This is a genomic window from Kitasatospora sp. NPDC054939, assembly GCF_053610105.1.
The window spans coordinates 53616-73106 of the sequence record NZ_JBSGXP010000012.1 but is presented as its reverse complement, the minus strand read 5'-3'; the positions used below and the strand labels follow the sequence as shown (position 1 = coordinate 73106).

The 19491-nt window shown below is 75.0% G+C and carries 16 protein-coding genes; 4 read left to right on the top strand and 12 right to left on the bottom strand.

The window, feature by feature from the left end; all coding sequences use genetic code 11:
- Positions 1–218 precede the first annotated feature (218 nt).
- Together ACWGB8_RS06005 and ACWGB8_RS06000 are read right to left on the bottom strand one after the other, a co-directional pair.
- Positions 219–1664, bottom strand: coding sequence for a serine/threonine-protein kinase (locus ACWGB8_RS06005; RefSeq protein WP_452210696.1), 1446 nt, complete (start codon positions 1662–1664; stop codon positions 219–221).
- A 66-nt stretch (positions 1665–1730) separates the two neighbouring features.
- Complete coding sequence (locus tag ACWGB8_RS06000) at positions 1731–2081, bottom strand: hypothetical protein (protein ID WP_452210694.1); 351 nt, start codon at positions 2079–2081, stop codon at positions 1731–1733.
- Between the two features lie 386 nt (positions 2082–2467).
- Between ACWGB8_RS06000 and ACWGB8_RS05995 the strand changes: the two genes are divergently transcribed.
- The 3 genes from ACWGB8_RS05995 (at position 2468) to ACWGB8_RS05985 (ending at position 4359) form a co-directional block, all read left to right on the top strand.
- Positions 2468–2959, top strand: a complete 492-nt coding sequence (locus ACWGB8_RS05995) for a DUF6328 family protein (protein ID WP_452210692.1) — start codon at positions 2468–2470, stop codon at positions 2957–2959.
- A gap of 95 nt (positions 2960–3054) precedes the next feature.
- Entirely contained in the window at positions 3055–3663 is a 609-nt protein-coding gene (locus ACWGB8_RS05990) for a hypothetical protein (protein ID WP_452210690.1), read from the top strand.
- Between the two features lie 384 nt (positions 3664–4047).
- Complete coding sequence (locus ACWGB8_RS05985) at positions 4048–4359, top strand: hypothetical protein (protein ID WP_452210688.1); 312 nt, start codon at positions 4048–4050, stop codon at positions 4357–4359.
- 79 nt (positions 4360–4438) lie between these two features.
- Here the strand turns inward: ACWGB8_RS05985 and ACWGB8_RS05980 are convergent, their stop codons facing one another.
- From ACWGB8_RS05980 to ACWGB8_RS05955, 6 genes are all read right to left on the bottom strand, one after another.
- On the bottom strand, positions 4439–4966 hold the full coding sequence (locus tag ACWGB8_RS05980) for a hypothetical protein (protein ID WP_452210687.1): 528 nt from the start codon (positions 4964–4966) through the stop codon (positions 4439–4441).
- A gap of 269 nt (positions 4967–5235) precedes the next feature.
- A complete protein-coding gene (locus tag ACWGB8_RS05975) occupies positions 5236–6855 on the bottom strand; it encodes a CYTH and CHAD domain-containing protein (protein ID WP_452210685.1) in 1620 nt (539 codons plus the stop codon).
- Between the two features lie 115 nt (positions 6856–6970).
- A complete protein-coding gene (locus ACWGB8_RS05970) occupies positions 6971–7963 on the bottom strand; it encodes an aminoglycoside phosphotransferase family protein (RefSeq protein ID WP_452210683.1) in 993 nt (330 codons plus the stop codon).
- A 234-nt stretch (positions 7964–8197) separates the two neighbouring features.
- The gene (locus tag ACWGB8_RS05965) at positions 8198–8698 is read right to left on the bottom strand and encodes a DUF3291 domain-containing protein (RefSeq protein WP_452210682.1); all 501 of its coding nucleotides are present in this window, start codon (positions 8696–8698) and stop codon (positions 8198–8200) included.
- A 32-nt stretch (positions 8699–8730) separates the two neighbouring features.
- The gene (locus tag ACWGB8_RS05960; RefSeq protein WP_452210680.1) at positions 8731–9459 is read right to left on the bottom strand and encodes a helix-turn-helix transcriptional regulator; all 729 of its coding nucleotides are present in this window, start codon (positions 9457–9459) and stop codon (positions 8731–8733) included.
- A 58-nt stretch (positions 9460–9517) separates the two neighbouring features.
- Entirely contained in the window at positions 9518–10912 is a 1395-nt protein-coding gene (locus ACWGB8_RS05955) for an FAD-dependent oxidoreductase (RefSeq protein ID WP_452210678.1), read from the bottom strand.
- A 332-nt stretch (positions 10913–11244) separates the two neighbouring features.
- On the opposite strand from ACWGB8_RS05955, the gene ACWGB8_RS05950 reads away from it, so the two are divergent.
- Positions 11245–11985, top strand: a complete 741-nt coding sequence (locus ACWGB8_RS05950; protein ID WP_452210676.1) for a class I SAM-dependent methyltransferase — start codon at positions 11245–11247, stop codon at positions 11983–11985.
- 101 nt (positions 11986–12086) lie between these two features.
- Here the strand turns inward: ACWGB8_RS05950 and ACWGB8_RS05945 are convergent, their stop codons facing one another.
- The 4 genes from ACWGB8_RS05945 to ACWGB8_RS05930 all read right to left on the bottom strand — a co-directional run bounded on the left by ACWGB8_RS05945 (position 12087) and on the right by ACWGB8_RS05930 (position 17986).
- A complete protein-coding gene (locus tag ACWGB8_RS05945; RefSeq protein ID WP_452210674.1) occupies positions 12087–12362 on the bottom strand; it encodes a DUF4235 domain-containing protein in 276 nt (91 codons plus the stop codon).
- A gap of 356 nt (positions 12363–12718) precedes the next feature.
- Positions 12719–13429, bottom strand: coding sequence for a transcriptional repressor LexA (gene lexA / locus ACWGB8_RS05940; RefSeq protein WP_452210672.1), 711 nt, complete (start codon positions 13427–13429; stop codon positions 12719–12721).
- A gap of 112 nt (positions 13430–13541) precedes the next feature.
- The gene (locus ACWGB8_RS05935; protein WP_452210670.1) at positions 13542–16877 is read right to left on the bottom strand and encodes an error-prone DNA polymerase; all 3336 of its coding nucleotides are present in this window, start codon (positions 16875–16877) and stop codon (positions 13542–13544) included.
- 83 nt (positions 16878–16960) lie between these two features.
- A complete protein-coding gene (locus tag ACWGB8_RS05930; RefSeq protein WP_452210669.1) occupies positions 16961–17986 on the bottom strand; it encodes a DNA polymerase Y family protein in 1026 nt (341 codons plus the stop codon).
- Positions 17987–19491: the final 1505 nt, after the last annotated feature.

Genomic DNA, 19491 nt, shown 5'->3' with positions numbered 1-19491 from the left:
GGTGGCAGGTGGCACGCACGGGGGGCAGCCGACGGGGGCCCGGGGCGGGGCAGCCGCAGCGTAGGCGAGCCGTTCGCGTCGGGGAACGGGAGAAGCCGCCGTCGTCGGGTTTGCGACAGCCGCCCGCGGGCAATGGTGTCGGGGCCGCGCGCTGCTCGGGCGGCTCGGTTGGTTCTGGCGGCTCGGGCGGCTCGGTTGGTTCTGGTGGTTCTGGTGGTTCAGCGCCTGGTCGCCCGCACGAGACCGGGCACCGGCGGTGGCGGGGGCAGCACCCCGCCGGCCACCAGCATCGCGGCCAGCGCGGACCGCCGCTCCCGCGCCTCGGCGCCCCGGAACCGGACGGTCAGCCGGACCTGCTGCGGCGTCCCCGTCCACGGCGTGCGGCGCGGGAAGTGGTACGGCGGCGCCTCCTCGACCACGGCGAACGCCACCGTGGACCGCCGGGCCGGGCCGGTGAGGTCGGCCGCCACGATCTCGTTCCAGTGCCGATACCAGCGCATGCCCTCCCAGTGCAGCGCGAGACCGTCCGGCTCGGCGTCGATCCGCAGCGGCCGCAGCGGGAACGCGGCCGCCCACACCGCCCGCAGGATCCCGCCGCCGACCAGCAGCGCCACGAGCATGGTGAGAATGTTGCCGGCCAGCACCCCGAGGCCGGCGAACAGCAGCATCAGCAGCCAGAACAGCCACCACCGCCGCGGCGCGGAGGCCGTCCCGGTGACCACCCGCGGTGCCGGATCCGCGGGCATCCCCGGGGTCGGCGGGGCGGCGGATGCGGCGGCGCGCGGCGGCTCCGCGCGAACGGGTGCGGGCTCGGGTGCGGGCTGCGGGGGTCGCAACGCGTACTGGCTGACCGTGCCCGACTCCGCCGAACCCAGCAGGAGTTCGAGCAGCCGAGCCGGATCGGGGCGGCCCTCGGGCCGCTTGCTCAGACAGGCCGCGACGACCGTCCGCAGGCCGATCGGCACGCCGGTGAGGTCGGGCTGCTCGTGGACGACGCGGTACAGCAGGGAGTGGGCGGTGCCCACACCGAACGGCCCGCGCCCGGTGGCGGCGTACGCCAACACGGCGCCGAGCGAGAAGACGTCACTGGGTTCGGCGACGGCAGCACCGGTGATCTGCTCGGGCGACATGAACCCCGGGGTGCCGACCACGGTCCCGGTCGCGGTGAGCGCCGTGCCCTCCATGGCCTTGGCGATGCCGAAGTCGATGATGCGCGGACCGTCGCCGGTGACCAGGATGTTCGACGGCTTGAGGTCGCGGTGGATCAGCCCGGCCGCGTGGACGGAGGCCAGCGCCTCCGCCAGTCCGGCCCCCAACTCCCGTACCCGCGCCTCGTCCAGCGGGCCTGCCGAGCCGACCACCGCCGTCAGGTCGGGGGCGTCCAGGAACGCGCTCGCCACCCACGGCCGGGGCGCCGTCGGATCGGCGTCCACCACCGGCGCCGTCCAGAAGCCGCCCACCCGGCGGGCCGCCTCGACCTCTCGGCCGAAGCGCCGCCGGAACTCCGGGTCGGCGGCGATCTCCGCCCGCACCACCTTGATCGCCACCCGCCGTCCGCCGGGCGAGCGGCCGAGGAACACCTCGCCCATCCCACCCGCGCCCAGCACGCCCTCCAACCGGTACGGACCGATCGCGTCCGGGTGCCCGGGCCCGAGTTGTTCCACCGCCGCCTCCCCCGAAGCTCTGTGACCGACCGTCAGCGTAGCGGAACCGGTCGTCGACACGGGTCGTCAGAAGTCGCCGTTGTCCGTCCAGGTGTACCAGGGACCGGACCGGCGGGTGTACGTCACGCCGCCGCGCGAGTCGGCGGGCGGGCCGTCCGGGAGGTAGGCGAATCCGGTGAGCTCGAACATGCCGCTGTTGCGCACGCTGAGGCGCAGACCGGTGCCCACCGCCTCGACCTTCGAGACCTGGTACGTCCCGACCCGCTCGGGCTGCGGAAGTCGCCCGCCCCTGGCGACCTCGGCGAGTGCCTGGTCGGCGAAGGAGGTCATCGCCGACCGACCGACCGCGAAGCGGGCCTCCTGCGGCACGTCGACGTGCACGAGTACAGCTGCTGCGGCGAACACGAGAGGCGCCACCGCCCAGCGCCACCTGCCGGACGGCTGGTCGAGTTCCTCGGGCCCGACGACCAGTTGACGGGCCAGCCAAACGGCGCCCGGGACTCCCCCGGCAGCGCCGGCGAGACCCATCAGCCCCCAGTCGGCCGCCGGGTGCGATGCGGTCGTTGCCGGGGCACTGGAACGGTGGCAGAGGGGTACGAGGTCCCGGCCGGCACCGTCGGCAGCGCGCGCCGACAACGCGACCGGCGCCGTCGGCCGCGCACCCGCGTGCGTCAAGGCCCGGTTAACGCCCGCACCCCTCCCTGCCGATACCACCCCGAGCACCGCCGTGACGTCCGCGCCCGCGGACGGCGCCCGAGCCGGTCCCCGGGCGGCAGGCACCGGGCCGGAACGAAGGAGGACCCGTGACACCCAACGGACCCGACCGCGACGAGACGCCCGCCGAGCGGGCGGACCGGCTGTGGAACGAGATGCTGCAGGAGGTACGGGTCTGCCAGACCGGCGCGCAGATCCTCTTCGGCTTCCTGCTCTCGGTCGTCTTCATGCCCCGCTTCACCGACCTGCCGCACTTCGACCGCCACCTCTACGTCACCACCGTGCTGCTCGGCGCCGCCGCCACCGGCACCCTCATCGCCCCCGTGGCCTTCCACCGCTTCCTCGCCGGACGCGGGATGAAGCCCGAACTCATCCGCGTCGCCGGACACCTCATCACCACCGGCCTGGTCCTGCTCGCGCTCACCATCACCGGCGCGCTGCTCCTGCTGCTGCGCACCGCCCTGCACATGACCGCGGTCGCCTGGGCGCTCAGCGGGGCCGTCCTGGCGTGGTTCGCCCTGTGCTGGCTCGTACTGCCCTGGGCCGTGGTCCACCGCGAGGAGCGCGAGAACCGGGGCTGACGGAGCGTTGCCGGCGGCAACCACCGCGCGTGTACGGGGAGCCGACGGTTGGTAACTTGTCCGTCCGCTGTCCGTCTTCGCCTCACGGGGGACCAATGAGCCAGCCCTACCCGCCGCCGTACGACCCGTACAACCGGCCGGGACCGCACCAGCAGCCGCCCGGATACGGCGTTCCGCCCGGGTACGGCCCCCAGTCCGGGTACGGCCCGCCGCCCGGCTCCGGCCTCCCGCACGCCTTCGGGCAGCAGCCGCGCACCGGCAGCCCCGTCGGGGCGGTCCTGCTCGCGTTCGTCGCCTCGGTCGTCGTCTCGGCGGTCTACACGCTCGCCATCGTGCTGACGTACGAGGACCAGACGACCGCCGTGGCGAACACCCTCTATGTTCTCCACGCCGTCCTCAACGGGGCGGTCGTCGGCGTCCTGGTCGGGCTGGTGGGCCACCGCAGCGCCGGCGCCCGGATCGGCGGCGCCGTCGTGGCCGCGCTCGGCGCCTTCTTCGGCAACACCAACGCCGTACCGTTCGTCATCCTCGACCAGAGCGCGGGCGGCGCCGTCGCGGACATCCTGCGCGACGACCCGTTCCTGCCGGCCAGGGTCTGGTGGGGCAGCGAGTCCGGCTCCACGTGGATCTCCCTGCTCGGTCTCGCGGCAGCGGCCGGGCTCGCCTGGGGAGCGGCCCACGCCGTCGGCAGGAGCCGCCGCTGACGGCGGCAGCCCGCCGACGGCACGGAAATCCCTTGGCGCGACGGGCACACTCGTCCGCACAATCACCGGTATGGGAACAGACGTCTTCGGGTTCGTGGAATGCCGCGCCACGTTCGGCATGCCGGCCCTGGCCGACGAGGAGTGGTCGACCGCGATCGACCTCGACCTCCTCCACGGGAGCCGCGACTACGACGCCTTCGGCTGCCTGTTCGGGATCCGCAACTTCGCCGGCTTCGCGCCGCTCGCGGCGGACCGCGGACTGCCCGGCGACCTCGCCGAGCAGACCCGCGCCGCGCATGCCGAGTACGAGCCGGACGCGCGCGGCGAGACCTGGATCGGCTGGTCGGAGGTCGAGGCCGTCGACTGGACGAGCCGGCGGCCGACGTGGACGCCCGCATCCACGAGTACCGGCTCGGGCCGGACGGCAGCCGGCGGCTCCACGGCAAGGCCGCCTGGAACGCCGACTTCGCCCGCGTCGCCGGACTGTCCACCCGTCCGGACGTCGGCTACGGCGGGCTCCGCTGGCCGGAGGGCACCGAGTGGCGCGACGGCGACGTGCTGTACCACGTCGAACGCCTGACGCGCCGCGGCGCCGTCCCGCCGGACGGTCCCTGGGGGCCGGTGTGGGCGGCCATGCGGGCCCTCGCCGGTGCACACGGCGGCGACAACGTCCGTCTCGTCGTCTGGTTCGCCTGAGCCTCGTACGCCGGGGCCCGCGCGGATCGTGGAGCGGCCCTCGACCCCGGCGCGGCACCGGGGTCGAGGGCAGCGGCGGTCAGGCGGCCCGGCAGAGCACCGCCGGGTCGGCCGGCGCGGAGGCGTGGGCCACGGTGGCGAGCACCGCCGGAGCGACCGGGCGGGGGGCGGGTGCGGCCTGCGAGCGGCTGCGCGCGAAGACGACCAGGCGCAGCATCGCGAACCGGGCGAGGCCGGTGAGGGCGGCGGCCGACAGGTAGACGGCCTGCTCGACGACCGCGCCGGGCTCCGCGACCAGGTGGTGCAGGGCGAGCATCGCCGCGCAGGTCACCGCGTAGGCGACCGCCGCGGACCCTGCCGACTGCATGTGCTGGCGCCGGGTCGCGCGCCCGCCGGCCCCGAAGGTGAAGCGGGCGTGCAGTTCGGTGGACAGGAGCGTCGAGACCACGGTGACCACGGCGTTCGCCAGCACCCAGGGGATCAGGCCGGCGAGGGCCGCGACGGCGAAGCCGGAGGCGAGGCCCACCCCGCCGCCGCAGAGCACGAAGCGGGCGAAGGCGGCGAAGGCGCCGGGTCGTGCCTGCTGTCGGCGCTGTGACTGCTCCATGATTCGTCCCCCCTGTCGGTGGCCCGCTCCGCGCTGTGCACGCGGTCCCGGGATCCGCCCCCGCCGTTTCTGACGATGGAAACGCTACGTTGCCTTCACGGGTTGTGCAACTCAATGATTGCGACGGATACACATCACTGCAGGCCAGAGCCGCACAATCATTGCAATGGGAAGACATTCAACGCAACGTCAGATCAGCACCGCGTTGCATCAGAATGAAGGTGAACGCTACTCGCCACCTCGGGCGCGCCCGGGCGGTCGGCCGCGGCTCAGCGCAGCCGGGTGAGCTTGCGCCGACCCGCGCGCCGGCGCAGCCGGGGCAGGCGCCGTTCGGCGGCTTCCGCGTTCTGCCGCTGCCGCTCGTGGAGCACGCCGAAGGCGAAGCCGTGGCGGGCGGTCGTGGCGTCCTCGCTGCCGAGGGTGATCAGCACCCGCCGGACCACCACGCTGTCCTGATGGGTGCCCATGACCTTGTGCAGCCGCTTCATCCGCCTGGCGAACCTCCGCACGCGCCGGTCGGCCCGCCGTGACGGTGCCGGCCCGGCGTCCTCGGCCGTGTACCGGGCGCGTTTGGCCGCCTTGCGGGCGCTGTGGAGCGCTACGTCGCGTGCGGTACCCGGCTCGGTGCCCAGGGCCGCGTCGAGCCGTCGCCGTGTGCGCTTCTGCTCGCGGCGCAGGGTGTCCGCCAGGTGGGCGACGGCCTTGCGCTCCGCCCGCCGGCGCAGCGGCGGATCGGCGGCGAAGTCCTCCAGGTCGTCGAGGAGGGCGTAGTACCAGGGGCTGTCGAGTTCGGCGACGGCCCGCTGCCAGGCGTGCCGGTAGGTGCGGGCGTAGCGTTCGGTGATCCGTCCGCGCAGGGCGTCCTGGCGCATCGGACCGGGCACCGCGTCCAGGTCCGCCACCAGCTGCGCGCCGAGCACCTCCTGGTCGCGTGCCTCGCCGAGGAGGCGGCCGAGCCGGCGCAGTTGTTCGGCCAGGGGCTCGGCGCGGGCGCGGTCGAACAGCCGCCGGTGGGCCTTGAGCAGGCTGCGCAGGCGCCGCACGGTGACACGCATCCGGTGGACGGAGTCCTCCTCGCCGCCGCGCACCGCCGCGTCCAGGTCCAGCAGTGCGCCGAGCCGGTCCCGGTAGCCGGCCATGACGGCGTCGCCTGCGGAACCCTTGGCCCCGGAGCGCTGCACACCGGCGGGACGGTCCGCGGGCGAGGGCACCCGGCCGAGGGCCCGGGCCAGTTTCGACGGCCAGGGGGAGCGGGTCAGGCCGGCGCCGACGAGGGTGGAGTCGATCCGTTCCAGCAGGTCCGCCCCGCCGCGCTCCAGCTCGACCTCGATCTCGGTCCACTCGCCGTCCGCTGCGGCACTGCCGCGTGCGGCGCCCGGCGGGGGCGGTGCGGTGGCGGCGGGCCCGGCGTACGCGTCGGCCTCCGGCGGCGGGGCGAGCGGACGGGCCGATACGCGGTCCTCGGTGACCTGGGCGACCGTCTCGCCCCGGTCGTCCTGCAGCAGCCGCCGAGCGCGGTGGGTGCGCAGGTGCGCCACCGGGTGCAGCTCCGCACCTCGGACGTAGGCCGCGAGGCGCCGTGCGTACGGCGGTGGGACCTCGTCGGACGGGGAACCGTTCGCGTCCGCGGTCGCGGGGAGGCGGTTCTCCTGCCGGGAGTCCGGGTCGAGCGGCAGTTTGAGGTGCCAGCCGTCGTCGCTGCCGCCGCTGCGCCGGCGCAGGGTGATCCCCCGGCGCAGGAGGCGCAGGTCGGGTGTGTCGTAGTAGAGCGCGTCGAGGTCCTGCGCTGCGGCCTGCCGGACGGCCTCGACACCCGGCAGGTCGTCGAGGCGTTGCGGCAGGCCGGCGCCCTCGTACTTGCGTTCCGTCTCGGTGTGCTGGGTGGCCATGCTGCGCGCGTTCCCGGGTAGGCGCGGGTCATGCGCCCGGGTCGGCCGATCCTCGCAACCACGGCCGACCGGGCGGGGACCCGGGCCGAAGCGGTGGCCACGACCTCGACAACGATCAAGAAGCTCCGGCCTGTCGCTCGGCCGAATGGCCGTCCGGGGCCGGCGCGGGTGCCCGGTCTGCGGGGTCACCAGGCCGGCGGACCGTTGCGACGAGGCGTCGCAGCGCGGCCTGGGCGGGTGGGCCCCAGGTGGCCTTGCCGCCGGGGCGCCCGTGCGCGCCGGCCTCTCCGATGAGGATGCAGACGAGGGCTTTCAGCACCGCCCAGCCGCGGGCACGGCGCAGGGTCGCGGCGTCCGGGGTCGGCCGGTAGGCCCCGTGGAAGCGGTCGACGGCGCCGTCCGGCAGCAGGATCCACGCGGCAGCGAGGTCGCAGGCGGGATCGCCTGCAAAGAGGTCGCCGAAGTCGATCACGCCGCAGAAGGTGCCGTCCGCGGTGAGGACGTTGGCCGGATGCAGGTCGCCATGGAGCCACAGCGCCGGGCCCGCCCGATCAGGCGCGGCGACGGCGTCCTCCCAGACCGCGCGGACGGCGTCCGGGTCGGGGATCAGCCCCATCCCGGTGGCCTCGGCGAGCATCCTGGCGAACCCCTCGGCATGGTCGGCCAGCGGCCCCCCGCGGTCACGACCGGCGGGCGCCCCGTCGGGGGCGGGGCGGTGAAGAGCCGTCAGGAAGGCGGCCAGGGCGTCGGCCGCCTCCGCCGCGTGCGTGGCGGGGGCACGGTCGGCGGGCTCGCCCGGCACCCAGGTGGTGACGATCCAGGGCCGCGGAAACCGCTCGGAAGGCTCGCCGAGGCGCTGCGGGACGGGGACCGGCAGCGGCAGGTGCGGGGCGAGGGCGGGCAGCCAGGTGTGCTCCTTGCGCAGCAGCGCATCGGCGGACTGCGTCGCCCAGGGCAACCGGACAGCGAGGTCGTCGCCGAGCCGCCACAGCTGGTTGTCCCAACCGCGCGCGCCGAGCCTCACCGGGCGATCGGCCAGGTCGGGGTGCTGGTCGCGCAGCAGATCCCGGACGATCTCCGCAGTGATCTCGATCTCGGTGTGAGTCATGCCGAGCAACCATAGTCGGGCAGCGGTCCGCCTCGAACACAGCCGACCGGCACCATCACGTGAGACAGCTGTGCGGAACCTGCCGACCGGCAACGTCAACTGAGGCTCCGCCGAAGATCCGCCCCACCCGTCCTTGCACCACCACTGGTCGGAGTACGTCAACCTGGACGGCTCGCTGGAGGGCTGATCCCGGACCACCGACCGGCGTGCCGCGGCCGGGAGCGGCCGGACGGTTCAGGCCTCGACGGCGGTCCCGGCCCCAGCGGCGGCCCGGGCCTCGGCCGCGCTCCAGGAGGAGGCGAAGGTGAACGCCCGCGGGGACGGGCCGTGCGTCTGCAGGTCGGTGAGCCGTTCCAGGGCCTCGTCCACCGTCGGACGGTGGCCGGCGGGGACCCACCAGAGCACCAGGTGCGCGTCGACGTGGCGGTGGAACCACTCGCGGCGCCGCCGCATGACCTCCAGGTGGCCGCTGCGGTAGGTGAAGTCCCACAGGGCCTCCTGGGACTCCCAGACGGTGAGGTTGACGATGACGTCCTCGCCCGCCGGGCGCAGTCCGGTGGCGTCGCCGGTGCCCTCCTCGACCAGCCGCCAGACGAAGCCGGGGGCGGCGTCCGCGGCGGCGTTGACCGGATCCAGCAGCTCGACGAACGGGGCCGTGCGCGGGTCGTCGATCGGGTGGCGGAGGGTGGCGATGTTGAGCTGGGCGAGGTGCGCGGCAGGCACGGGTGTGGTCATGGCCCCATCCCAGCATCAGCCAGCTTTCTATGTCAATGAGAATTGTTTTTAGAGGCTTCGACCACCACGCAGCACTCCCCCGGCCGCGCGTCCATGCGGGCCCGCACCGGACCGTCCGCACCGAGCAGCCCCTCCAGCAGGGCGAGGTTCATCCCACACACCAGCGGCGGGAAGCGCTCGGCCACGGCATGGAAGGGGCAGTTGCGCATCCGGACCACGGACGCCGCCGACCCGCCCCCGGCCTCGTCCCCGCCCTCGCCCTCGCCCTCGCCCGCAACCTCACCCTCGGCGGGGACCTCTTCCCGGTGCGGTTCGTAGCCGCGGGCGGCCAGTACCGCCATGGCCTCCTCCAGACCGCCGCAGGGCGCCGCCGAGCCGCGCAGCGCCTCGCCCCGGCGGCGCGCCGCGGCACACAGCCCCTCGTCCAGGCCGGCCAGTTCCGCGGCTTCCGCCAGCAGTTCGGCGGCGGTGCGGTAGTCGCGGGCCGGCAGCGACACCGACCACTCGACCCGCGCCCGGGTGTACACCTTCGCCGGGCGGCCCGCCCCCGGCCCCGAGCGGCCCGTCAGCCGCTTGCTCCCGCAGTCCAGCAGCCCGGCCTCCACCAGCCGGTCCAGGTGGTGCGCGGCCAGGGTGCGGGCGATGCCCGTTGCCTCGGCGGCCTCGTTGCGGCCCACCTCGCGGCCCTGCGCCACCACGTACTCGTACAGCCGGCGCCGCACCCGGTCCTGCAGTACGGCGATCGCGTCGATGTCCTCCATCCGGCCATTCTAGGAACAACCCGGATTGGCGATAGAAACCGTCACAAGCGGGTGGCGCTCAGCCCGCGACGACGGCGTCCCACTGCTCCCGGGTCGGGCCGTCGTGCTGCGGCACGAAGTCCGGGCGGGCTGCGAGCCACGCGGTGACGTGGCGGTCCACCTCGTCGGTGCCGTAGGCGTCCTCCGCCGTCTGCAGCAGGTGGCGCACGTGCGCCCGGGCCCGCATGACGACGGGGCCCTCGAAGGCGCAGGCGGCCAGGGCCGCAGCCCGCCGGTCCGCGGGCGGTGCGGCCTCCGCGAGGCGCTCCGCGTTGGCGCGGTCGGACGCCACCTGGGCGTCGAACCACGGGCGCAGCGCCTCCACCGTCCAGGCGTGGTAGCCGCCGGGGTCGGCGGCGATCGCGTCGGCGTGCGCGGCGAGGTGCTGGCCGGCGCGCAGGCCGAGGGCCACGCCGTGGCCGAGCGTGGGGTTGGTGTGGACGAGGCTGTCCCCAACGTTGACCAGGCCGGTGACGACCGGCCCCGCGTCGTCGGCGAGGGAGGTCCAGCGGTTGTCCAGGCCGGCCATCGCCAGCACCGCCGACCGCGGTTCGGGGTCCAGGTCGAGCCAGGCGGCGGTGGCGGGGAAGCGGCGGGCGGCGGCCTCGAACACGGCGGGGTCGGTGAGCGCGCCGCGGCTGGGATCGGCCGTGGAGAGCACCAGGTTCACCGCGAAGGTGTCGTTGTCGGACGGGAAGACCCCGGCGAGCGCGAACGGTGCCGCGGAGCCGGTCTTCACCTGCCCGGGGCCGCGCGGGCCCTCGTCGCGCAGCCGGTACCAGCGGCACAGGTAGGCGAGCCCGGTGCGGTGGCTCTCCACCACGGGCGGGCGGCAGCCGGCCGCGACCAGCCATCCGGGCACCGGCGAACGGCGGCCGGTCGCGTCGACGACGAGGTCCGCCCGGTACGCCTCCGTGTCCGCCCGCACACCGGTGACCCGGGGCGGACGGCCCGCCTCGACGGTGGGACGGCCCGCCTCGACGGTGAGGGCGTCCACCCGGCAGCCCTGCCGCACCTCGACGGCGGCCTCCCGCTGCACGGCCGCGCCGAGGGCGGCCTCCAGCACGATACGGCGGGTGCGCAGGGTCACCAGTTCCTCGTCGCCGGGCCGGTGCGGCGGATGCGCACCGAACCAGTCGAACTCGTGGTACTCCCGCGCCCCGCGCGCCAACAGGTCCGCGTAGACGTCCGGGGTCTCGGCGCGCAGCACGGTGCGCACCGGTGCGAGCAGCGAATGCGGTTGGACGGCCTGCGGCACCCGGGGCCGGTGCCAGTCGAAGAAGTCGCGGTCCGGGTCCGATCCGGCGGCCCGCGCGTCCTGTTCGAACAGCGTGACCCGGTGACCCCGCCGCCCGAGCATGAGCGCCGTCCCCAGCCCGCTGATACCCCCGCCGACCACCGCAACCCGCGCCACAGAGCTCCCCTTCGCGTCGTGTTGCGGAGCGAGCCTACCGGTTGATGATCTTCGCTCGGGAACCGGCCTCCGCCGTCGCGGCGTCGGCGCGGACCCGACGGCCCGCGCGAACCGCCGCACGCGGAGCAACCGGCCTTCGGTTCAAGCGCGGTGACCGATGGTCACGGACGGATGCGTCCGGTACGAACACGATGAGTGCAACGGCACGCAGCAGCGCCATGTTTGTGGCTTCCGCCAGTACGACGCCGCAGGCTGCGGAAGGCAGGATTCCCGCCATGGAGCTGCGGCCGGTTCAGGCGGCCGACAGCCAAGGACAGAACGGGGAACCGCACATGAGCGGTCAGCTGTACGACGAGATCGGCGAGGCGTTCGAGGGCTTCAAGACCCTTCCGCTCACCCGCTACGGCGAGGTGCCCAGCTTCCTCGCGCTCGTCGGCGACGTGAGCGGCCGGTCGATCCTCGACCTCGCCTGCGGAACCGGCTTCTACAGCCGGGAGTTCAAGCGCCGCGGCGCCTCCGACGTCCTTGGGGTGGACATCTCCTCCGCAATGATCGAGGCGGCGCAGGCCATGGAGGACGCCAACCCGCTCGGCGCGCGGTACGAGGTCGGGGACATCGCCGAACTGCCGGAGTATGACAAGCCGTTCGACCTCGCGGTCGCCGTCCAGGCGTTCAACTACGCCCCGGACGTCGCCACCATCGAGCTGATGTGTCGCAACATCCACCGCAGCATCGCGGAGGGCGCCGAGTTCTTCGCCTTCGTGCAGAGCCCGGACTTCCGGTTCGACGGGCCGTCGCTGGCCAAGTACGGCTTCCTGTGCGAGTCGCTCGGCGAGGAGACCGAGATCGGTCCGAAGGAGCGGCTCACCGCGCTCCTCGACCCGCCGATCTCCTTCATCGCCAACCCGCCGAGCCGTGCGGTCTACGAGAACTCGCTGGCCGCCGCCGGATTCCGCGACATCACCTGGGTCCCACTGGAGATCTCGGCCGCGGGCCGCAAGGAGTTCGGCGAGAAGTTCTGGGAGGACCACGACGGCAACCCGCCGCTGACGATGCTGCGCTGCCGCGCCTGATCCGCACCGGGCCGTCCCCGTTCCGACCGGGGACGGCCCGTCGTCACCGGGGACGGCCGGTCACCCGCCGGGGACGGCCCGTTACCGCCGGGTACGGCCCGTCATCCGTGGGCGCCCGTCGGCCAGCGGCCGGTCACCCGCGCCCAGGCCACCGCGCCCGATCGGTCCAGTGCGGCCCTGACCATGGCGAAGACCGCTCCCTGGAGCATCGCCGCCATCAGGACCTCGCGCCACGAGCGGCCCTCGTCCGTCGCACTCGGCGCCTCGTCCTCGCCCCCGGCCAGCGCCCAGACGCGCTTGAACGCCCACCCCGCGATCACCCCGCCGAGTGCGCCCACCAGCGCGCCGACCGGCTTGTACACGACTTTTCCGAGCACAGTGCTGACTCCCTTCCCGCCACGGCGTCCGGTGCGGTGCCACGACCCGGTGGCCGTCGGCCTTCCGTTGTCAGGCCCCACCGCTATCGACCGCCTCGCGCGTGCCCGGGAGAGCTGCCCCCAAACCGGCCTGCGGACCGAGCCCCGAACCGCACCTCCGGACCGGGCCACCGATGCGGGCCTGCGCACCAGGAGCCCGCAAACGGCGAAAGACCAGGGCCCGGGAGGGTCCCGGGCCCGTGGTGATGAACGGCTGCGACTCGGCGTCGGCCGATACAGCCACTCCTACCCGTTCGGCGCGCAGCGAAAAGGGCGGAGCGGGGGCATTGCATCGCCGGATCGGTCCGGGCGGGTGCTCACAGACGGCGCAGGACGGCGACGACCTTGCCGAGGATGGTGGCGTCGTCGCCGTTGAGGGGCTCGTAGGCGGGGTTGTGCGGCTTCAGCCAGGTGTGGGCGCTCTCGCGCTTGAGTTCCTTGACGGTGGCCTCGCCGTCGATCATGGCGGCGACGATGTCGCCGTTCTCGGCGACGGGCTGGCGGCGGACGATGACGGTGTCGCCGTCCTCGATCGCGGCGCCGGTCATGGAGTCGCCCTGGACGGTGAGGGCGAAGAGCTCGCCGCCGCCGACGAGGCGGCGCGGCAGGGTGAGCCGGTCCTCGATGTGCTGCTCGGCGAGGATCGGTCCGCCGGCCGCGATCCGGCCGACGAGCGGCACGGCCACGCTGTCGGCGGCGGGCGGGGCGGTCTCCGCGTCCGTGCCGATACCGATGCCGTTGCCGTTACCGGATTCGTCGTCGATGAGGCAGTAGGCGCGAGGGCGGTGCGGGTCCTTGGCGACCAGGCCGAGCTGCTGCAGCCGGGTGAGCTGGTGCGCGACCGAGCTGGAGCTGGAGAGGCCGACGGCCTCACCGATCTCCCGGATCGAGGGCGGGAATCCGCGGCGCTGGACGTAGCTCCTGATGGCCCCGACGATCTGGCGCTGGCGTTCGGTCAGGCCGTCGTCGCCCACCCGGACGCCCTTGGGTCGCCCTCTGCGGGCACGGGGGGTGGTGGTGTCGTCCATCGTGGAGTGCCCTTTCGGTCGTTCGGCCGACTGTATCCCGCGCGGATGCGGTCGGTCACCCCGGGTCCATGGGTTGACCTGCGCGAACGCGGGCCGGGGAGGGCCGGGGCGGTCATCGGAAGTCCCGGCTGCGGGTACCGGGGGCGAGGGTGAGGGGGGCGAGGCGGGTCGCGACCAGGTTGACCGCGCCGTCCCGGCGCTCGGCGGTGCCGTGGACCAGCAGGCCGGCGTTCTGCAGGGCGGTGCGTCGCTGGCGCTCCCACACGTGCGGCTGGCAGACGACGTTGACGAGGCCGGTCTCGTCCTCCAGGGAGATGAACAGGACGCCGCCGGCCGTCGGCGGGCGCTGGCGGTGGGTGACCAGTCCGCCGACGACGACCGGGGTGCCGGGGGCGGCGTCGGCCTTGAAGTCGGCGGCGGTCATCGCTCCGCACCGCCGGAGGTGGGGCCGGGCGTGCTGGACGGGGTGGCCGTTGGCGGAGGTGCCGGTGGCCCACAGGTCGGCGATGGTCTCCTCGACAGCGGTCATCTCCGGCAGGCCCGGCGGGGCGGTGAGCGCGGGGGCGGTACCGAGGAGCATGCCGTCGGTGGTGCGGGCGAGCAGTCCGGCCGACCACAGGGCCTGGCGGCGGGTGACCCCGAGACCGGCGAAGGCACCGGCGGTGGCGAGGGCTTCGAGTTCGGGGGCGGGCAGGGCGGTGCGGCGGGCGAAGTCCTCCAGGTCCGTGTAGGGGCGGCCGGCCGCGATCGCCTCCGCCCGGTCGGTGCCGAGGCCACGGACGTCCGCGAGGCCGAGGCGGATCGCCGGTCGGGCGGGCACCGCTCCCCCGCCGGGGCCGTCGGGCACCGGTTCGAGGGTGGGGGCGGCGTCGCTGCGGTTGATGTCGACGGGCAGGACGGTGACGCCGTGGCGGCGGGCGTCGGCGATCAGGGTGAGGGGCGCGTAGAAGCCCATGGGCTGGTTGGCGAGCAGGGCGCAGGTGAACGCCTCCGGGTAGTGGTGCTTGAGCCAGGCCGAGGCGTACACCAGCAGCGCGAAGCTGGCGGCGTGGCTCTCGGGGAAGCCGTAGCCGGAGAACGCGTCGATCTTGGTGTAGACGTCCTGGGCGACCTGGGCCGGGATGCCGCGTTCGGCCATACCGGTGAGCAGGCGCTCGCGCAGTTCGGCGACGCGTTCGTGGGAGCGTTTGGCGCCCATCGCCTGGCGCAGCTTGTCGGCCTCGGTGGGGGTGAAGCCGGCGCAGTCGATGGCGAGCTGCATCATCTGTTCCTGGAAGAGCGGGACGCCGAGGGTCTTGGCGAGGGCGCGTTCCATCAGGGGGTGCGGGATGGTGGCCTTCTCGTGGCCGTTGCGGCGCCGGATGTAGGGGTGGACGCTGCCGCCCTGGATCGGTCCTGGGCGGATGAGGGCGACCTGCACGACGAGGTCGTAGAAGTTGCGGGGGCGCATCCGGGGCAGTGCGGAGGCCTGGGCGCGGGACTCGACCTGGAAGACGCCGACGGTGTCGGCGCGGCAGAGCATCGCGTAGACCTCGTCGTCGTCCGGGGGGATGGTGGCCAGGTCGTAGCGCAGGCCGTGGTGGCGTTCGATCAGGTCGCAGGTGTCGTGGAGGGCGGAGAGCATGCCCAGGCCGAGCAGGTCGATCTTGACCAGGCCCGCTTCGGCCACGCTGTCCTTGTCCCACTGCAGGACGCTGCGGCCGGGCATGGTCGCCCACTCGGTGGGGCAGGTCTCGGCGATCGGGCGGCGGGTGAGGACCATGCCGCCGGAGTGGATGCCGAGGTGGCGGGGCAGGCCGCGCAGCCGGGCGGCGAGTTCGCGCACGTCCTCGGGGACCGGTGCCCGGGGCGGCGGCATCTCGTGCCAGCCGGTCTCCCGGGCGAAGCGGTCGAGGTCTCCGGTGGCGTAGCCGAGGACCCGGGCCGCGTCGCGGACGGCGAGGCGGGGCTGGTAGGTGATGACGTTGGCGACCTGGGCGGCGTGGTCGCGGCCGTACGTGTCGTAGACGTACTGGATGGCCTCCTCGCGGCGGCGGTGCTCGATGTCCAGGTCGATGTCCGGCGGGCCGTCGCGCTCCGGACTGAGGAAGCGTTCGAACAGCAGGCCGTAGTGGATCGGGTCGACGCTGGTGATGCCGAGGGCGTAGCAGACGGCGGAGTTGGCGGCCGAGCCGCGGCCCTGGCACCAGATGTCGGCGCGGCGGCAGAAGTCGACGATGTCGTGGACGATCAGGAAGTAGCCGGCCATGCCGAGCTGTTCGATGACGTCGAGCTCGTAGGCCACCTGCCGGTGGGCCTTGGCGTTGCCGGGGGCGAAGCGGGTGCCCGCGGCGCGCAGCGTGAGGTGGCGCAGCCAGGTGGTCTCGGTGTGGCCCTCGGGGACGGGGAAGCCGGGCATCTCGGGGTCGAGCGTGCGGAAGTCGAAGGCGCAGGCGCGGGCGAGGTCGACGGTGGCCTGCTGGACGCCGGGCCACGGCTGCAGGCGGCGGGCCATCTCGGCCGGTGAGCGCAGGTGCGCGGTGCCGGCCGCCGCGAGGTGGGCCTCGGCCTGGGCCAGGGAGCGGTTCTGGCGCAGGGCGGCGAGCGCCTGGGCGAGGCGGGCCTGGGCGGGTGCGGCGTGGTGGGCGGCGGTGGTGGCGACCAGGGCGAGCCCGGTCCCGGCCGCGAGCCGGGCGAGGGCGTCGTTGCGGTCGTCGTCGCCGGGCACCTGGTGGTCGGTCAGTTCGACGAACACGTTGTCGCGTCCGTAGCGCTCGGCGAGGGCGCGCAGTTCGCGCTCGGCCCCGGCCGGGCCCTCGGTGTCGAGGGCGCGGCGGACGGCGCCCTTGCGGCAGCCGGTGAGCACCGCCCAGTGGCCGCCCGCGGCGTCGGGCAGGCGGTCGCGCTCGTAGCGCGGGCGGCGCTTGCCGGCGCCGGCGAGGTGGGCGTCGCCGATGGTCCTGGCGAGGCGGCGGTACCCCTCCGCGCCGCGGGCGAGGACGAGCAGGTGCTCGCCGTCCTGGTCCGCGACGCCGGTGGGCGCCAGGTCCGCGTCGAGGGTCAGCTCGGCGCCGAACACCGTGGTCAGGCCGACGCGGCGGGCCTCGGCGGCGAACACGGCCGCCGCGTACAGGCCGTCGTGGTCGGTGACGGCGAGCGCCTCGATGCCCAGGCGGGCGGCCTCGGCGACCAGCTCGGCCGGGTCGCTCGCGCCGTCGAGGAAGCTGAAGGAGGTGTGGACGTGCAGCTCCGCCCAGCCCGGGCCGCCCGGACCACCTCGGCCGCCTCGGTCGTCGGCGGCCTGCGGAGGCGGGGGCTGCTCCGGTGGGGTCCGGTCCGGCGGGCTCTGCTGCGGCGGGGTCGGCGGGCCGGGGAAGGGCAGCACCGTGTGCTCGTCCGACGGGGCACCGCCGGTCAGGGCGCGGTGCAGGTCGCGCCACGGGGTCTCGGGGTGGTTGGTGAAGCCCATGGGGGTGGTCCGGGTTCGTGGGGTGGTCCGGGTCTACGGGGGCCGGGGGTCCGGGTCAGGTGTCGGTCAGGTGTCAGGTGCAGTCAGGTGTCGTAGTCGCCCTCCAGGTGCCAGCGGCCGGCGGTGACGGCGAGCAGTAAAGCCCTCCCGTCGTCGACGGTGACCTGCATGCGGGCGGTGCGCCGCGCCCCGTCCGGGTCCCACCAGCGCTCCTGCTCCGGCCACGGCCCGGCCCAGCCGGTCACCGCGGCGGCGCCGTCGGGCAGCACCAGCCGGACCGGGGCGCTGCGGGCCTCGGCCCGGGCGGTGACCTCCACGTCACGCCCGTCCGCGTCCAGCAGCCGCACCGGTACGGGCGCCGGCGGCACCCGGGTGGGGGACGGCGCGGGCAGCCGGCCGGGCCACGGCCCGTCGGCGCGGCGCTCCTGGTGCGCGTCGCCCCACGGGGTGCGCACCACCCGGTCGGCGGGGGCCCGGCCGCCCGCCAGGTCGACGGTGACCGGGGCGGCGTGCCCGAGGATCGCCTGGACCCGGGCGACCGCGCGCTCCACCCGGGCGGTGGCCTCCTGGTCGCCGTCGGCCAGCGACAGCTGGCGGCCCGGGTCGCGGAACAGGCCGTCCGGGACCAGGCGCAGCGCCACCACGCCGCCCTGCGCCCGGTCGAACAGCCGGCGGTGCTGCCAGGCCTGCAGTTGCCAGCGCACCCGTTCGGCGACCGCGCCGACCGACAGCCGGCCTTCGTGGCGCCAGGCGCGGGAGGCGCCGGTGCCGTCGGCGCAGTCGACCTCGACCTCGACGCGTTCGCAGGCCAGGCCCGCCGCGGCGAGGCCGGCGTGCAGGCGCTCGGCCAGGCCGCGGGCGGCGAACACCAGCGGCTCCGCCACCGTGTGGGGCTGGTCGAAGTGCTGTTCGGCGGTCAGGTCCACGTCCGGGGGGCGGGCGACGACCGGGCGGGCCTGCAGGCCGCGGGCCAGGCGGTGCGCGGCGACCCCGGCCGTACCGAAGCGGTCCGCCACGCCGGCGGACGGCAGGGCGGCGAACAGGCCGATCGCCGGCAGGCCGAGGCGGACGAGCAGGTCGGCCAGCTTGGCGTCGGCCAGTTCGGACACCGGGAACGGCGCCAGGAACCGGGCACTCTCCCCCGCCGGGACGATCCGCCCCGCGGCCCGCCGCCCTCACCACCACCTGCCGCGCCCGCAGCCGTCCGCGCCCCTGCCCCAGCCCCACCCACGAGCGGGAGACCACCTGCAGCCGCACCCGCGCCCCCGGCCACACACCGGCCACCACCAGCACGCAGCCGCTGCGCCGGGCCACGGTGGTCAGTCGCTCGGCCAGCTGCGGCGCGACCGGGCCGGTCGGGCGCAGCAGCAGGACGCCGACGCCGTCGGCCAGGGCGAGGGCCACCTGCGGCCACTGCTCACCGGGGGCCTCGACGACGACCAGGCGGGTCAGGTCCACCCCGAGTTCGGCGGCGGCCAGCAGGCCGAGCCCCTCGAAGCCGAGCGCCGCGCACCAGGTGCCGCCGGTGGTGGCTGCGGCGGTGAGCGCGAGGAGCAGCGCGGTGCCGCCGCCGGTCACCGACACCACGGCGCCGGGGCGCAGCCCGCGCTCGGGAAGGAGCTCTTCGAGGGCGGGCAGCACGGGGACCAGCGGTCCGGGACGGGACAGCTGGAGCCGGGGTGCCAGTGCGGCGAGTGTTGCCTCCACCCCTCCAGCATCGAACACAAGTGCGAAATTGGGAAGTCGGATTCCGCTTCCTCGCGAATCGGTCACTCGTTCGAATCAATGGTATTACTGCAGGTCACAGCGGTGGACCTGGGGTAGGGTTCGGCACACCGCACCTGGCGGCACTGCCGCGCGCCCGGCCGGGCTGCCACCATCGACACCTCCGAGCCGGTCCCGGCCGGAGCGGCCTCCGAGTCGGCCCGGGGGGCGCCGGTGCCGCCGCGGACGGACCTGGCCGAGCCGCCGTTGCGCCGTTCGAGCGGGACCCGACGCTCCGATCATCACCGGCTTCCCCGGCCCGGGTGCACTGACCGGCGCACGGGTGCGCTCCCACCCGGCTCGAAGGCGTTCACGGGTGACACCCACCCCTATGGGGCCCGCAGCTGCGGGCCCCAGGGGAACGAATACCCCCAGCCCCATGCCGTGCCCGCCGGTCGTGGCCGACCGGCGCGGAACCGTCGACGGCGTGTGCGCCCGGCACCTGGCCGACCAGTGGAAGAACCGTCCCGCACACCGCCGTCACCACCGCCGCCGACCGACGGCGCGCTTGGGACACACCCCGGTACGACGTCGTTCCAGCAGCCTGCCCGGTACCTGCCCGCGCCATCAGGACCCCTCACGTCGGGCCCGGGCGGGCACCGGAGGAACCGGCGCCCCACCCGGGCAAGATCAACCGACCTGGCCAACGACACCGTCCCGGCCACGACACGGCCGCTACCACGGCCGGCGGCCGTTCGATGCCCCAGGCCGTGGCCCGGCAGACGCAGAAGCGGGGGGCGGCCCCCCCCCCGCGCCCCCCCCCCACCCCGGGGCGGTGCCGCAGGCGGGCCCCCGCCCTCCCGCGCGGTGCCGGGCCGTCAGGCCCCGGCACCCCCACCACCCACCGGTC